Here is a 16,126-nt window from a genome sequence, read left to right as displayed (position 1 = left end):
GTTCATGGGACTCATCCGTAGCCTTAGCAATTTCACCAAACGCGTCGGACTCTGGTTTTTAGCGGCCGGTATTACTTTGACCGTATTCTTTATTGCGGTATTAATTTATCAACTGTCAGTCTACGAACCCGATCCCCCAACCGCCGCCGACTGTCAAGCGATGCAGACCCTTACCACCGTAGATACCGAGGCGCAGTTGTATTTGCATCAGTGCCAACGTGGTAATGACCTCAGCTGGAAAGGCTACGAAGTATGGACTTATAAAGTGGTCACTGAGGAATGGCAACGCCTAGCCACAGCGCCGCTTGCCAGTGGCTGTCTGCAGCTGAGCGTCGATGAGCGACAACTGACGATCATGCATAACAACTCACGTGGCGAGCTGAATATCCCGGCAACGTCGTTTATTTATGAATTAAAAACTGGCGGCGCGCGCACGCTCAGTATCGCTACCGAGCGGGTGGACCAATGTACTTTAATTACCGACGATAGACTGCTTGATTAGCCCAGCTTCATGACCATTTTGAGCGGCAGGCGTTTCATCAAAAAACCGATAACAGCCCATGGCCAGGTTGGCACGAACGATTGCACAGGCTCTTTTTCGATCGCCTTAACCAGTAACCGACAGCCCGTGGCATTGTCGATCATAAAGGGCGTATTCTTCACTTTTTCATTAATTTCTGAACGAATATAGCCCGGCAATATACAACTCACTTTGATCGGTGAGTGCGATTTAATTAAATCGGCACGAATCCCCTCGGTCAATGATAACAAGCCCGCTTTGGTCGCAGCATAAACGGTCATTGCCCGCGGCATACCGCGCAATGCACTGATCGAACTGATGGTCACTAAGTGGCCACTATTTTGCTCACGGAAAATTTCTAACGCAGCCTCGCACTGTGCCAGAGCCCCTACAAAATTGGTCTGTGCGGTTTGCACGTTGGCATAGAAATAACCGGTGCCTAATGATGCACCCTTGCCCATTCCAGCATTTACGATGACCCGGTCGAGTTCACTGAATTCAGCTTTAAACTCTTTGAATACCCGAAAGACAGCATCATGATCGTTAACATCCAGTGCTTTAATACTCACTTTGCTGTCCGGATAAGCTTCGGCTAACTCGGTCTGCAACTGCTCTAAGCGTTCGGTGCGACGTGCACACAACGCGAGATTGCGCCCTTGCTTGGCAAATTCGCGCGCCATACCCTCACCTAAGCCAGAGCTCGCACCAGTAATTAATATGGTTTTACGTACTGCGTGAGTCATGCTTTCCCCTGCTGTTTGATCAATCGGCGACAACGCCAGTGTAAGTAATGCACCAAGAACCAAAAATTCTTAAACGCCGGATTGCGCGTCTGTTTGTGGTGGTAGCGGTAATAGATTTGCTGTGCGATAACACTTAGACGAAATAATCCAAAGACTTCGTAAAACGTAAAGTCAGCGACATTCACGTCCATCCGTTGGCAGTAGTATTCAACCACCTCTTTGCGGGTCAACATACCTTTCAGATGTGTGGGTTGACGGCGCGTCGAGCGCGCAATGGCATCATCATCGGCTTCGATCCAATAGGCCAAGCTATTACCGAGATCCATCAATGGATTACCTAAGGTTGCAAGTTCCCAGTCCAAAACGCCAATAATTCGGGTAGGATCAGCACTGTCGAGCACCAGGTTATCAAACCTAAAATCATTGTGCGTCATGCATAAGCGTTCGTTTTGCGGGCGATTTTGTTCCAGCCATGCCATGATATTTTTACTTTTCGGCACATTCCAGGTTTTCGCCTGGCGGTAGCGTTTATTCCAGCCCAGTACCTGACGCTCGGTATAACCCTCGCCTTTGGCAAGTTTATCAAGACCATGCTGATAAATGTCTATCTGGTGCAATTCGATCAGACAATCCAGCGCGTTCTCACAAAGCTGGCCAGTCTGCGTTTCACTCAACTGTAAATCGCGTGGCATATTTTTGCGCGGAATAATCCCAGCAACCCGCTCCATAATGTAAAACTCAGCACCGATAATGCCCTCATCATCGGTGTAATGGAGCATCTTGGGCACATAGGGATACACCGGTTGTAACGCACTTTGCAACCGGTATTCGCGCCCCATATCGTGCGCTGACGCCGCTTTGGTGCCTGCCGGTGGTCGGCGCAGGATCCAGTCAGCATTTGCAAACTGCAGGCGATAGGTCCAGTTCGACGCACCGCCTGCATATTGGGTTACCGTTAAGTCACCTTCAAGTTCTGGGAATTGGTCGCGCAAGTAGGTAGCAAGTTTGGCGGTGGGTAACTCCTCCCCCTCGCGCACCTCACCGGCTTTATCTTCTAAGCGCTGCTCGGTCATACTAGCGCTCCTGGTACTTGTTCAGTTCAACTTTTGCAATAGTGGCTCGATGCACGGCGTCCGGACCGTCGGCGATACGCAACGCACGAGCTAGTGCAAACAATTGCGTTAATGGCGTATCGTGACTCATCCCAGCACCGCCGTAGAGCTGGATAGTTTCATCCACCACCCGTTGCAACACATTGGGTGCAGCCACTTTAATGGCCGATATCTCGGACAATGCTTTCATCGCCCCCACCTGATCGATTTTCCAGGCGGCAAAAAAGGTTAATAAACGCGCCTGATCTATTGCAATACGCATGTCAGCGACGCGCTCCATATTGCCCCCCAACTGCAACAGCGGCCGGCCAAAAGCAATACGCTCTTGTCCACGCTGCATGAACAGCTGTAAAGTCTTCTCAGCGGCTCCCAGTGCGCGCATACAATGATGTATCCGCCCCGGACCTAGACGACCTTGCGCAATTTTAAAACCATCGCCCAAACCTGCAATAAGATTTTCTTTCGGTACCCGGACATTATCAAAGCGCACTTCACCATGACCGTAAGGCGCATCGTATTCACCAAACGCCGGTAACATTCGCTCGATGTTCACCCCAGCAGCGTCTAACGGCACGATAACCATAGAATGACGCTGATGCTTGGCGGCATCAGCGTCAGTAAGCCCCATCACAATGGCAAACTTGGCATCAGGGTGACCAAGCCCAGTCGACCACCACTTCCGGCCATTGATAACCACCGCATTACCATCAGCAACAATTGAGGTCTGCATATTGGTCGCGTCTGAAGAGGCAACATCAGGTTCCGTCATACAGAACACGGAGCGGATCTCGCCAGCAAGTAGTGGTTTAAGCCATTGTTGTTTTTGCGCGGCACTACCAAAATGATAAAGCACTTCCATATTGCCGGTGTCGGGTGCATTACAGTTGAATACTTCCGGGGCCAGCATACTATGGCCCATGACTTCAGCTAGAGGTGCATACTCGATGGTTGTCAAACCAGCACCAAGTTCAGCATCCGGTAAAAACAGGTTCCACAACCCCTGTTCGCGTGCTTTAGTTTTTAACTCAGCCACTAAAGGCGGGGCTTGCCAGTCTCGCCAGTTACCGTCAGGGTTAAGTCGACGAACTTCTTTATGATAGTTATCTTCAATCGGCTCGATGTTTTCTTTTATAAATTTAATCAGACGTTTACGATAATCGAGCGTCTTTTCACTGGGACTAAAATCCATCTTGTTTCTGGCCTTTTTCAAACAATCGTTTAAATGATTGTAGAGAGCATTGCTGATCCGATCAATAACGAAACTTGTGCCAGCGCAGGTTAGTCGATACGCGTTGTATAATTGGCGGGTACCCAACGGTAGCCGTCACCTGCTTCCTTCACACGGCCAATACCCGGAAACGAGATGTGTGCACCGGCAACCCAGTGATGTGACTACTTGCCTTGTAGACCCCATACCCTTTTGCCTCAGTCTTTGCCAAAAATCTGTGAGCATTTAATTTAACCTTCATTAGTTATGGCAACAGACACCAACTAGTTCAACTTGCTGCAAAATAACAATTTATGGATCAAGGCTAGTTACTACAGGTAATTGTTGATAACGGCGGTCAACACGGGTGCGCAACTGTTGCGCAAAAGTTTTACTGGTCAGCTGCGTTAATAATTTGAAATAAAGTTGCGGCGCTTCGGCATAAGCGTCTTCAGCAATTTCCTGTACGTACATATACCAGAGGAAAAATAAACCGTGTGGATACTGCTGTTTAATCTGCTGATCGATATCGGCCGCCCATAACAGACCGCAGGCATAATGGACTTCGAAGGTGTCATTAGTAGTGGTGCACTTTTCGTTTGCAGCTTGTAGTCGATGATTTAAATACACGCTATTGGTGCCAATCGAGCGTAAATAGCTGAGTGCCATAAATTCTGCTGCCCCCTCATGGATCCACGCCTGTTCATTGCTAAATTGTCCTGCTTGATAAAGGTGGGCAAACTCGTGCGCTACAAACCACAGGGTATCCTCAACAAAATAGGGGGCCGTAACACGCTCTGCCATACTGTGACCGTACCAATGCAGTAACATCTGATTACCGATGACTCCACCCTGGTAGCCAAATCGTCCATTGCTAGTGGGGCTGAAGGACGCCAATAGCATCGGCTGCGCTTCCAAATGCGGCATACGTTGATTGAAATAAGCAGTAAGTGGAGGTACATCCTTACGTAAACGCTGTTTGAGCGAGCTCGGTAAAATAGGGTCGATAATGGTTTCAAAACCATTTTCTATCGCTGCGTCTGGCTGCTGCGGGCCAACATAGACCACTTGTCCATCGCTGGCCGACTCTCGCCAAGTCAATTCGCCTCGCACCGATTGCTCGGGCAACCGTATGTGATCGGAAAGTGGCGCTTGCATACTGAAGTTATAAGAAAATTCTAAGGCACTAGAACAGCTTTGTGGGCAGACCTTGAAACGTCCAGTGAACCACGCAACTCCGCCGTCACTAAAAGGTAAGAATGGCGCGTAATCCTTCCTAACTGCAATATAAGTCGGGTCCAGTGCAAAGGCCACACTATTGAATGCTTGCCCGTCGGTGCGTGCCACATATTCATTTCCACTCTCAGTATCAACCGCAAGATAATAATTCGACTCAATAGGCACCCAACGCTGCAGTCTCGAGGCATCTGGATTACGAATAAAAGTCACTCGGTCAACGGATTCGTCAAAATGATAAGCAACGAACCATTCACCTCGCTCTGTTTTGCTCACTTCGACGTCGACCACTGCTATCGAATTAGCTTTCAGCCATGCAGCCGCAAACCAAATAGCAATGGCGCAGGCTAGCAAAGCAATGAGAACAAGTTTTTTATGCATCACAAGAACCCAACGTTAGTGTCCAAGTTAAGCATACGTCTTCAACTGCGCGCTGCCCAGTAAAAATGTGTTAACACTAAGAGCAGTTGTTACGGTTACTCGGCGGGGAAGTCTTGCTCACAGGGAATGCCATTATCATTATCATCCAGTTGGGTTTCTGGACAATTGGTAAGAAAAAACAACGCCTCGTCCTGGGAACGCATTTCGCTACAATATTTGCGACCATCACAACGGTATTGCGGATCACGTTTAAAAACTGCACCTTGAACGCCTTGCACAATTTCTTTGACCAAACCGCGATCCTCGCCCTCTTCCGCGGCCTTCTGATTAAGATGATAATTCCAGGCTGCCAGCGCTAAAATCGCTAACAAAATCCACTTTTTCATTATTGTGTCTCCAACGGACAGCTTTGGTTGTGGTTAGTTTTGCTCAGTTGCTCTCAATTCTGCTTGGAATCTAGCCTAGCTCATTATAAGAAATAGTAAAACTATGAATAAAGGTGGGTTATTATGTTTGTTTTCTGTATGCCCTGCTTTTCATTACGGCAAAGATGCTTACAAGAATGATCGTGCTGGCAATAACAAAACGGCTCTCCATCGGTTCACCAACGAACACAATACCTCCCACTGCTGCTGCCAGCTGTGGCCAAATAAGGTAAAGGAACCCCAGCAGGGCACAGATTACACGAATCAGCTCTATGCTTGAGTAGCGCTCCCCACTAACCAAACGCAGCAAGGTAAGAGTGAGTTTGGGTACTATTGATAAGTCGTCTATTCCTTAGTGACGTTTTCGTACAAAAAAGGCACTGCCGCTACCGACAGTGCCTTCCAAATTGCTATCCATACGTAGAATGCTAAACGCTTACCAACCGGTTTTTTCGCGCAGTGCTTTACCGATTTCAGCCAAGCTACGTACCGTTTTCACGCCAGCAGCTTCAAGTGCGGCAAACTTCTCATCCGCAGTACCTTTGCCACCAGAGATGATGGCACCAGCGTGACCCATACGTTTGCCCGGAGGCGCAGTTACACCAGCGATGTATGAAACAACTGGCTTAGTTACGTGGTCTTTGATGTATTCAGCAGCTTCTTCTTCTGCCGTACCACCAATTTCACCGATCATCACAATCGCTTCGGTTTCTGGATCTTTTTCGAACAACTCAAGAATGTCGATAAAGTTTGAACCAGGAATCGGATCGCCACCGATACCAACACAGCTCGACTGGCCGAAACCTTCGTCTGTGGTCTGCTTCACCGCTTCATAAGTTAAGGTACCTGAACGCGAAACGATACCCACTTTACCTTTCTTGTGGATATGGCCAGGCATGATACCAATTTTGCACTCATCAGGAGTAATAACGCCCGGGCAGTTTGGACCAATCATGCGCACGCCTTTGTGCGTCAAATATTCTTTCACATACAGCATATCCAACGTTGGGATGCCTTCAGTGATACAGACGATAAGCTCGATACCTGCGTCGGCTGCTTCCACAATTGAGTCTTTGCAGAATGGCGCTGGTACATAGATAACTGATGCTGTTGCACCAGTTTGTTCTACCGCTTCACGCACAGTGTTAAATACCGGTAAGCCAAGATGCGTTTGACCGCCTTTACCAGGTGTTACACCACCGACCATTTGTGTGCCGTAGTCAATCGCTTGTTCAGAGTGGAAAGTACCCTGACCGCCAGTGAAACCCTGGCAGATGACTTTGGTGTTTTTATCGATCAAGATAGACATTATTGACCTCCTGCCGCAGCAACCACTTTATCCGCAGCGTCAGACAAACTCTCTGCTGCGATAATGTTCAGGCCACTTTCTGCTAATTTCTGACGACCCAGTTCCGCGTTGTTACCTTCAAGACGCACAACAACTGGAACCTTAACGCCGACTTCTTCTACTGCGCCCATGATGCCTTCAGCGATCATGTCACAACGAACGATACCGCCGAAAATGTTCACCAATACGGCTTGTACAGCGCTGTCAGACAGGATGATTTTGAATGCTTCGGTAACGCGCTCTTTGGTTGCGCCGCCACCAACATCCAGGAAGTTTGCCGGTTCGCCACCAGCAAGCTTAACGATATCCATGGTACCCATTGCTAAGCCTGCACCGTTGACCATACAGCCAATGTTGCCGTCTAGTGCAACGTAGTTCAGTTCCCACTTAGCAGCTTGGGCTTCACGCTCGTCTTCTTGTGACGGATCGTGCATTTCTTTGATTTTTGGCTGACGGTACATCGCGTTGCTGTCGATGTTTATTTTACCATCGAGGCAGTGCAGATTGCCCTGCTCAGTGATAACCAACGGATTGATTTCAAGCAGTGCGAAGTCGTACTGTTCGAACATTTTCGCCAAGCCTAAAAAGATTTTGGTGAACTGCTTCACTTGATCAGGGTTAAGACCCAACTTGAAGCCAAGCTCACGACCTTGAAAAGGCTGCGCGCCAACCGTTGGATCTATCACAGCTTTCAAGATTTTTTCAGGTGTTTCTTCAGCAACTTTTTCAATCTCAACGCCACCTTCAGTTGACGCCATGAACACGATCTTACGTGTTGCGCGGTCAACTACGGCACCAAGATACAGTTCAGAAGCGATATCGGTCAGGCTTTCAACCAAGATTTTCGATACTGGCTGACCGTTAGCGTCTGTTTGGTAAGTCACTAAGTTTTGACCTAGCCAGTTGCTCGCAAACGCGTGCACGTCGTCAAGGCTAGAAACAAGTTTCACACCGCCCGCTTTACCGCGGCCCCCGGCGTGTACCTGGGTTTTTACAACCCAACGATCACCGCCAATTTTCTTGGCAGCTTCAACGGCTTCATCCGCAGTGTCAACTGCGTGGCCTTCAGATACTGGCAAACCGAACTCTCTAAAGAGTTGTTTAGCCTGATACTCATGCAAATTCATGATGATCTTCCGATTCGTTTGAACAACAAAAACAGCTTCATGCTGCTTACCCGAAAATTCGCGCGTATTTTACAGTTTTGCGCGCAAAAAAGACAGCCGCAACGGTAAATGTAAACACACTACCTCGCTGCGGCCGTATTCAATGTTAAATGTCCAACAACAAGCGCTGCGGATCTTCTAACAATTCTTTAATAGTCACCAAGAAGCCGACAGACTCTTTACCATCAACGATGCGATGGTCATAAGATAACGCCAGATACATCATCGGTAGAATCTCGACTTTGCCATCCACAGCCATTGGGCGATCCTGGATTTTATGCATACCCAAGATTGCACTTTGCGGTGGATTCAAGATTGGCGTCGACAGTAATGACCCAAACACCCCACCGTTAGTGATAGTGAAGTTGCCGCCTTGCATGTCATCCATGGTCAGCTTACCGTCACGGCCTTTCAATGCGAGGTCACGAATGCCATTTTCGATATCAGCAATGCTCATTTTGTCAGCGTCACGCAATACTGGGGTAACCAAACCGCGTGGGGTTGACACCGCAATGCTAATGTCGAAATAGTTGTGATAAACGATGTCGTCACCGTCAATCGATGCGTTTACTTCCGGGAAGCGTTTCAATGCTTCGGTGACCGCGTTTACATAAAAGCCCATAAAACCTAAACGCGTATCATGGCGCTCTTCAAATACGTCTTTGTATTTCTTGCGTAAGTCCATGATGGGTTTCATGTTGACTTCATTGAAGGTGGTCAACATCGCAGTAGCATTTTTCGCCTCTAGCAGACGCTTCGCGATAGTTTTACGCAGGCGAGTCATAGGAACACGTTTTTGATCACGATCGCCAGCCGCTGGAGCTTTAGATTCGCTTTTCGCTGCCGCTGGCGCTTCTTTCTTACCGCCATCTTTAACGTGTTTTTCAACGTCTTCTTTGGTCACACGACCGCCTTTGCCAGTGCCTTTAACATCAGACACTTTCAAATTATTCTCTGCCAGTAGGCGACGCACCGCTGGGCCTGCAACTTCTTTGTCGCTGTCGCCGTCTGATGATTCGGATTCTTCTCCAGAGTCACCATTCTCCGTAGTAGAACTCCGGGCTACGTCGTCCGCAGCGCCTTCGCCGCCAGCTTCAACAATACCAATAACGTCATCAGCGCCTACTGTAGCGCCTTCATCCTGCTTGATTTCTGCAAGTACACCATCAGCAGGAGCGACTACTTCCAGAACGACTTTGTCAGTTTCGATATCGACCAGATTCTGGTCGCGGGTAACTTTATCGCCAGCCTTAACGTGCCAGGTGGAGATAGTAGCGTCGGCAACAGATTCTGGTAGTTGCGGAACTTTAACTTCAAGTTTCTCACCCGAACCCGATTTCTTATCAGATTTGTCATCTGACTTCTTGTCAGATTTGTCATCAGACTTCTTGTCAGACTTATCATCAGACTTCTTGTCAGATTTATCATCGGACTTCTTGTCAGACTTATCTTCAGACTTCTTGTCAGATTTATCGTCTGAGTCATCTGACGAGCCATTACCGTCACCCTTTTCAAGCTTGCCGATAACTTCATCTGCACCGACAGTAGCGCCTTCTTCGGCAATGATCTCGCCAATTACGCCATCTTCAGGTGCGACAACCTCAAGCACCACTTTGTCAGTTTCAATATCGACCAAATTTTGATCGCGTGAGACTTTGTCTCCTGGCTTTACGTGCCAGGTAGCGACTGTTGCATCAGCAACAGATTCAGGTAATTGTGGAACTTTAATATCAATAGCCATGGTCAATTATCACCTATTTAATGGTTAGCGCGTCATCGACTAATTTCTGTTGTTGTTTGTTATGCTCAGAGAGATAACCCACTGCTGGTGCGGCAGATGCTTCGCGACCAGCGTACGTCAGGTCCGCTCCTTTCGGAATTGCTGCGCGGAAGTGGTGTTGGCTACTGTACCAAGCACCCTGGTTCTGCGGCTCTTCCTGACACCAAACAAAATCCTTCACGTGTTTGTACGCTTTCAGAATTTCTGCGACTTCTTCTGCCGGGAATGGATACAGCTGTTCAATCCGAATCAGGGCAACATCCCCGGTTTCACGCTCACGACGCTCTTTCAGGAGATCGTAGTACACTTTACCGGAGCAGAATACCACGCGTTTGACTTTCTTCGCTTCCAACGCGTCGATTTCAGCAATCGCATTCTGGAATACGCCGTCACTCATATCTTCCAGCGATGAAACTGCAAGCGGATGACGCAGCAATGACTTCGGCGTCATAACAATCAACGGCCGACGTACCGGGCGCAAATGTTGACGTCGCAGCATATGGAACACCTGGGCTGGCGTGGTTGGCACACAAACCGACCAGTTATGATCTGCCGACAACTGCAGGAAACGCTCAAGTCGGGCTGAGCTATGTTCTGGTCCCTGCCCCTCGTAACCATGCGGCAGCAATAATGTGAGACCGCATAAACGGCCCCACTTTTGTTCACCGGAGCTCAGGAATTGGTCAATCACCACCTGAGCACCGTTCACAAAGTCACCAAACTGCGCTTCCCATAACACCAGGGCTTTTGGTTCTGCCGTGGCATAACCATATTCAAAAGCTACTACACCGGCTTCTGACAAAACTGAATCATAAATTTCGATCTCGCCCTGACCTTCACGAATATTATTCAACGGTACATAGGTCGAAGCATCGTTTTGGTCATGCAATACCGCATGACGATGGAAAAAGGTACCGCGCCCAGTATCTTGGCCAGTCAAACGAATATGTACACCCTGGTCCACTAGCGATGCATAAGCCAAAGTTTCTGCGAAACCCCAGTCGGCTTTTTTCTCGCCCTTAGCCATTTTCATACGTTCGTCATAGACTTTTTTCACGCGTGAATGCAGCTTGTGGTCCTCTGGTACCGTGCTCATTTGGGTACCAAGTTTAGTGATCTGACTTTTGCTAATTTTGGCATCGTAGTTAACGTCCCACTCATTGCCAAGGTACTCAGACCAATCACTCGAGTGCGCCTTCATCTCACGGAACTCGTCCACCACAATCTCGCCTTTATCAAGCAAATCGCGGTATTCGCTAACCAGAGACTCTTCCCTATCGTCACCGATAACACCAGCCTCAACTAAACGCTTGGCATAAATGCTGCGTGCCACTGGATGCTTTTTCACTTTTGCATACATCAGCGGCTGCGTTGCGCTTGGCTCATCAGCTTCGTTGTGACCGTGACGGCGATAACACACGAGGTCAATCATGACATCGCGTTTAAAAGTATTGCGATAATCAATGGCTAACTGCGTCACAAATACTACCGCTTCAGGGTCATCAGCATTGACGTGGAAAATCGGTGCCTGAACCATTTTTGCTATGTCAGTACAGTATTGTGTCGAGCGCGTATCTTCGCGCTTCGAGGTAGTGAAACCGACCTGGTTATTAATCACGATACGAATCGAGCCGCCTACCTGGAAACCACGAGTCTGTGACATGTTGAAGGTTTCTTGCACAATACCTTGCCCCGCAATTGCGGAGTCGCCATGAATAGTGATGGGTAAAACTTTCGAGCCATCCTTATCGCCCAGACGATCCATCCGTGCGCGGACTGAACCCACAACCACTGGGTTGACAATTTCTAAATGTGACGGGTTAAATGCCAGCGCTAAGTGAACGTCGCCACCCGGAGTCGCGAAATCAGATGAAAAGCCCATGTGATATTTAACATCACCGGAACCCTTGTTGGTGCCGTGTTTACCCGCGAACTCGTCAAATAGATCTTGCGGCTTTTTACCGAGTACATTAACCAGGACGTTCAAACGACCACGGTGCGCCATACCGATAACGGCTTCTTTAGTACCTTGTTCGCCAGCACGACTAATCAGCGCTTTCAACATGGGAACTAGACTATCGCCACCTTCTAACGCGAAGCGTTTGGCTCCCGGGAACTTCGAGCCAAGGTATTTTTCAAGGCCATCAGCGGCAATCATCTCTTTCAGAATCTTCTTCTGATGTTCAGTATTAAACTCTGGCTTGCCACGCACACCCTCAAGCCGCTGCTGAATCCAGCGCTTCTCTTTGGTTGAAACAATATGCATGTACTCAGCGCCGATGGAACCGCAATAAATTTGTTCAAGAAGCTGATGAATTTCACCCAGCTTCATCGTTTCCTGGCCGACCGCTAACGAACCAACATTAAACTCTCGATCGAATTCATCTTTCGACAAATCGTGATATTCAAGCGACAGATCAGCTACTTGATCTTGTTTCCATAGATCGAGCGGATCAAGATTCGCATGTTGATGACCGCGAAAACGATAAGCATTGATAAGTTGCAGCACACGTACCTGTTTCAAATCAGGTTCGCCAGAAACTACCGTCCCAGCTTGCTTAAATTTATTCTTAGCAAGCGTGCGGAATTGTTCACGAATTTCACTATGTTTGGTGTCATGACCGCCGCCTTCACGCGGCAACTGATCGAAAAACTTGCGCCACTCATCACCAACTGCATTAGGATCGTCGAGATAAACTTCAAAAAGTTCCTCAACGTAGGCCATGTTACCACCAGCCAGGTGGGAGGATTCTAGCCAGGCTTGCATTACGCCATCTTGCATCGCTGTTCCTTCACACTCGTTTATAAAAAAATAGCCATCCGAGCTGGATGGCTATTTCGATACAGCTCGGCCATTACTATAGCAAAATCAGCGCGATTAAACTAAACCGCGCGACTTAATAGCATGGATTTGATGTGTCCAATAGCCTTCGTAGGGTTTAAACCTTTCGGGCAAACATTGACGCAGTTCATGATTCCGTGACAACGGAATACGCTGAATGCATCGTCTAACTCGCTCAGACGCTGGTCGGTTGCTGTATCGCGGCTATCAATCAAAAATCGATAGGCTTGCAGCAGACCTGCAGGGCCGACAAACTTATCTGGGTTCCACCAAAACGACGGACAGGAAGTAGAACAACATGCACAAAGAATACACTCGTACAAGCCATCCAATTTCGCTCGTTCTTCTGGTGACTGCAGACGCTCACGCGCAGGTGGTGTTTTGTCGTCGTTAATCAGATACGGTTTGATTTTTTCGTATTGCTTATAGAACTGCGTCATATCGACGATTAAGTCACGAATGACTGGCAATCCCGGTAACGGACGAACCACTACTTTCTTGGCACCGCCTTTTAAGGCAGACAATGGTGTAATACATGCTAAGCCATTTTTGCCGTTCATGTTCAAACCGTCAGAACCACACACACCTTCACGACATGAGCGACGGAATGCCAACGTTGGGTCTTGCTCTTTCAATTTCAACAAGACATCCAGCACCATCATGTCACGCCCTTCTTCTACTTCAAGGGTGTAATCTTTCATGTAAGGCGCGTTATCAACATCCGGGTTGTAACGATAAACTGAAATGTTCAACGTCTTCATCGTTTCCACCTAATTTTAGTAAGTCCGCGCTTTCGGCGGGAATGCTTCACGCAACTTCGGCTGCATATTCACTTCACGGGTCGTCATCGACTCATCAGTTGGACGGTAAACCGTGTGTACCAGCCACTTTTCGTCATCACGATCTGGATAGTCAGCGCGACTGTGAGCGCCGCGACTTTCCGTACGGAAGTTCGCTGCTACTGCGGTTGAATAGGCAGTTTCCATCAAGTTATCAAGTTCTAAACACTCAATACGTTGCGTGTTAAATTCTTTGCTGGTGTCATCCAAGCGTGCATTTTTCAATCGTTCACGAATGGTTTCCAGCTCTTTTAAGCCTTCTGCCATTGAATCACCTTCGCGGAATACTGAGAAGTTAAGTTGCATGCATGCTTGCAAATCTTTCTTAATCTGTACTGGGTCTTCACCGTCTTTGTTGTTTTCCCAACGGTTTAAACGGGCCAGTGCAGCTTCGACGTCTTCGTCGGTGGCATCTCGCGCTTCCGTATTGGCAGCCAGAGACTCACCTAAATGCAGACCTGTTGCGCGACCAAAGACCACCAGGTCAAGCAGTGAGTTACCGCCCAAGCGGTTGGCACCGTGTACCGATACGCAGGCAATTTCGCCACAAGCAAACAAGCCTTGTACCGGCGTTGTATTACCTTCATCGTCAACTTGTAACGCCTGACCATGCACGTTGGTTGGGATACCACCCATCATGTAGTGACAAGTAGGAATGACTGGGATTGGCTCTTCTGCTGGATCTACATGAGCAAAGGTTTTCGCCAAGTCACATACGCCTGGCAGACGACTCTCAAGGACGTCACGACCAAGGTGATCAAGTTTCAACTTAAGATGTAGACCCCATGGGCCTTCACAACCACGACCTTCGCGAATTTCGCTCATCATCGCTCGGGATACCACGTCGCGTGACGCCAAATCTTTTGCATTTGGTGCGTACCGCTCCATGAAGCGCTCACCGTCTTTATTCAGCAAATAACCGCCTTCACCACGACACCCTTCAGTAACCAATGAGCCCGCTCCAGCAATACCAGTGGGGTGGAACTGCCACATTTCCATGTCCTGTACCGGTACGCCAGCACGCAAGGCCATACCAATACCGTCACCAGTATTGATGTGTGCGTTGGTAGTTGACGAATAAATACGTCCAGCACCACCGGTGGCTAAAATAACGGCTTTTGCTTTAATGAAAAAGACTTCACCGGTTTCAATATCAAGTGCGGTTGTACCCACTATCGCGCCGTCTTGATTTTTAACCAGGTCAAGGGCAAACCACTCCGAGAATACCGTTGTTTTATTCTTAATGTTTTGTTGGTACAGCAAGTGCAACAATGCGTGACCAGTTCGGTCTGCGGCTGCAGCAGTACGTGCTGCCTGCTCGCCACCGAACGCCTTAGACTGACCACCGAATGGCCGTTGATAGACCTTGCCATCTTCGAAACGGGAGAAAGGTAACCCCATGTTTTCCATTTCCAGAATCGCTTCCGGACCGGTTTTACACATGTACTCGATGGCATCCTGGTCACCGATGTAATCCGAACCTTTAACGGTATCGAACATGTGCCATTCCCAGTTATCCTCGTGTGCATTACCAAGGGCAACAGTAATACCACCTTGTGCCGAAACGGTATGCGAACGGGTTGGGAACACCTTCGACATCAGCGCACAACTCATGCCTGATTCAGAAATTTGTAATGCCGCGCGCATACCTGCGCCGCCAGCACCGATGACTACTGCATCATATTCTAGTGTTTTTACGCTCACTTACACACCCTCCACAGGCCACACTACGAGTAAACCGGCGAGCCAGTACACGATGAGCGCGACGCTTACTACGAATTGAATGAAAGCTCGTAAGCCAGAGATCTTGACGTAATCGGTGATCACCTGCCAGATACCAATCCAGCCATGGATCAACACTGAGGTTAACGCCAACATGGTAAAGATTTTCATTCCGAGGTGAGCAAATAAGTTCGTCCAGACAGCGTAATTTAACGTGTCTGCAGAAACCAAAAAACTCACCATGAAAATAGTGTACAACGCCATGATGATGGCGCTTGCGCGTAACAGAATAAAGTCATGGGTTCCGCTACGACCGAATGTTCCTGCTGCATTTACCATAACCACACCCCTGCTAAAACGGATAGTACGACGCCCAACACAAACGATATTTGCGCAGTAATACGACCGGATACGAGCTCTTCAAAATAGCCCATATCCATAATCATGTGTCGCACGCCAGCAACCAGGTGGTACCCCAGCGCGGTGAGAATGCCCCAGACGATAAACTTAGCAATGAAGCCGGTGAATAACTCATGCACCATTGCAAAGCCTTCGGCTGATTGCAGTGAGGTTGCCAATGCCCAGACAAGCAAACCGACGGAGAGCAGCATGATAAGACCAGAAATCCGATGTAGGATGGAACTGATCGCTGCTGCGGGTTGACGAATAGTCAACAAATTTAAATTTACAGGTCTTTGTTTTTTCACGATTGTTGTGCCTTTCAGAAAAGCATTTAAACATGCTCGGAACTTCAAACATCCTCGTCCCGGGCAGAAGTTGCTGTAGGTCGGAGGACCCTGTTAGA

The 16,126-nt window shown here is 48.4% G+C and carries 14 protein-coding genes; 1 reads left to right on the top strand and 13 read right to left on the bottom strand.

Going from position 1 to position 16,126, the window contains the following annotated elements; translation table 11 throughout:
* Positions 1-4: 4 nt before the first annotated feature.
* Positions 5-502, top strand: a complete 498-nt coding sequence (locus ACQ5ES_RS01275) for a hypothetical protein (protein WP_445014153.1) — start codon at positions 5-7, stop codon at positions 500-502.
* Here ACQ5ES_RS01275 and ACQ5ES_RS01270 read toward each other — a convergent pair.
* The 13 genes from ACQ5ES_RS01270 to sdhC all read right to left on the bottom strand — a co-directional run bounded on the left by ACQ5ES_RS01270 (position 499) and on the right by sdhC (position 16,028).
* A complete protein-coding gene (locus tag ACQ5ES_RS01270) occupies positions 499-1,263 on the bottom strand; it encodes an SDR family oxidoreductase (protein WP_445014152.1) in 765 nt (254 codons plus the stop codon). The two genes, ACQ5ES_RS01275 and ACQ5ES_RS01270, sit on opposite strands and share 4 nt — an antisense overlap.
* On the bottom strand, positions 1,260-2,336 hold the full coding sequence (locus ACQ5ES_RS01265; protein WP_445014151.1) for a phosphotransferase family protein: 1,077 nt from the start codon (positions 2,334-2,336) through the stop codon (positions 1,260-1,262). The genes ACQ5ES_RS01270 and ACQ5ES_RS01265 overlap by 4 nt, the downstream gene beginning before the upstream one ends.
* Position 2,337: 1 nt before the next feature.
* The gene (locus ACQ5ES_RS01260; RefSeq protein ID WP_445014150.1) at positions 2,338-3,564 is read right to left on the bottom strand and encodes an acyl-CoA dehydrogenase family protein; all 1,227 of its coding nucleotides are present in this window, start codon (positions 3,562-3,564) and stop codon (positions 2,338-2,340) included.
* Between the two features lie 330 nt (positions 3,565-3,894).
* A complete protein-coding gene (locus tag ACQ5ES_RS01255; protein ID WP_445014149.1) occupies positions 3,895-5,199 on the bottom strand; it encodes a hypothetical protein in 1,305 nt (434 codons plus the stop codon).
* Positions 5,200-5,294: 95 nt separating this feature from the next.
* On the bottom strand, positions 5,295-5,585 hold the full coding sequence (locus tag ACQ5ES_RS01250) for an excalibur calcium-binding domain-containing protein (protein ID WP_445014148.1): 291 nt from the start codon (positions 5,583-5,585) through the stop codon (positions 5,295-5,297).
* Between the two features lie 475 nt (positions 5,586-6,060).
* Positions 6,061-6,933: a succinate--CoA ligase subunit alpha gene (gene sucD / locus ACQ5ES_RS01245; RefSeq protein ID WP_445014147.1), complete on the bottom strand. Its 873-nt coding sequence runs from the start codon at positions 6,931-6,933 to the stop codon at positions 6,061-6,063.
* Complete coding sequence (gene sucC, locus ACQ5ES_RS01240) at positions 6,933-8,099, bottom strand: ADP-forming succinate--CoA ligase subunit beta (protein ID WP_445014146.1); 1,167 nt, start codon at positions 8,097-8,099, stop codon at positions 6,933-6,935. Before sucC ends, sucD begins: the two co-directional genes overlap by 1 nt.
* 145 nt (positions 8,100-8,244) lie before the next feature.
* A complete protein-coding gene (gene odhB, locus ACQ5ES_RS01235) occupies positions 8,245-9,879 on the bottom strand; it encodes a 2-oxoglutarate dehydrogenase complex dihydrolipoyllysine-residue succinyltransferase (RefSeq protein ID WP_445014145.1) in 1,635 nt (544 codons plus the stop codon).
* Between the two features lie 13 nt (positions 9,880-9,892).
* The gene (gene sucA, locus ACQ5ES_RS01230) at positions 9,893-12,700 is read right to left on the bottom strand and encodes a 2-oxoglutarate dehydrogenase E1 component (RefSeq protein ID WP_445014144.1); all 2,808 of its coding nucleotides are present in this window, start codon (positions 12,698-12,700) and stop codon (positions 9,893-9,895) included.
* Positions 12,701-12,801: 101 nt separating this feature from the next.
* On the bottom strand, positions 12,802-13,521 hold the full coding sequence (locus tag ACQ5ES_RS01225; RefSeq protein WP_445014143.1) for a succinate dehydrogenase iron-sulfur subunit: 720 nt from the start codon (positions 13,519-13,521) through the stop codon (positions 12,802-12,804).
* 15 nt (positions 13,522-13,536) lie between these two features.
* Positions 13,537-15,303 (bottom strand): succinate dehydrogenase flavoprotein subunit, encoded by a 1,767-nt coding sequence (gene sdhA, locus ACQ5ES_RS01220; RefSeq protein ID WP_445014142.1) that lies wholly within the window; start codon positions 15,301-15,303, stop codon positions 13,537-13,539.
* Positions 15,304-15,660, bottom strand: coding sequence for a succinate dehydrogenase, hydrophobic membrane anchor protein (sdhD, locus tag ACQ5ES_RS01215; RefSeq protein WP_445014141.1), 357 nt, complete (start codon positions 15,658-15,660; stop codon positions 15,304-15,306).
* Positions 15,654-16,028, bottom strand: coding sequence for a succinate dehydrogenase, cytochrome b556 subunit (gene sdhC / locus ACQ5ES_RS01210; RefSeq protein WP_445014140.1), 375 nt, complete (start codon positions 16,026-16,028; stop codon positions 15,654-15,656). The genes sdhD and sdhC overlap by 7 nt, the downstream gene beginning before the upstream one ends.
* Positions 16,029-16,126: the final 98 nt, after the last annotated feature.

The organism is Pseudidiomarina xizangensis, from assembly GCF_052541995.1.
Note: the sequence above shows the minus strand (reverse complement) of the source record. Positions and strands in the feature narration are given on the sequence as shown.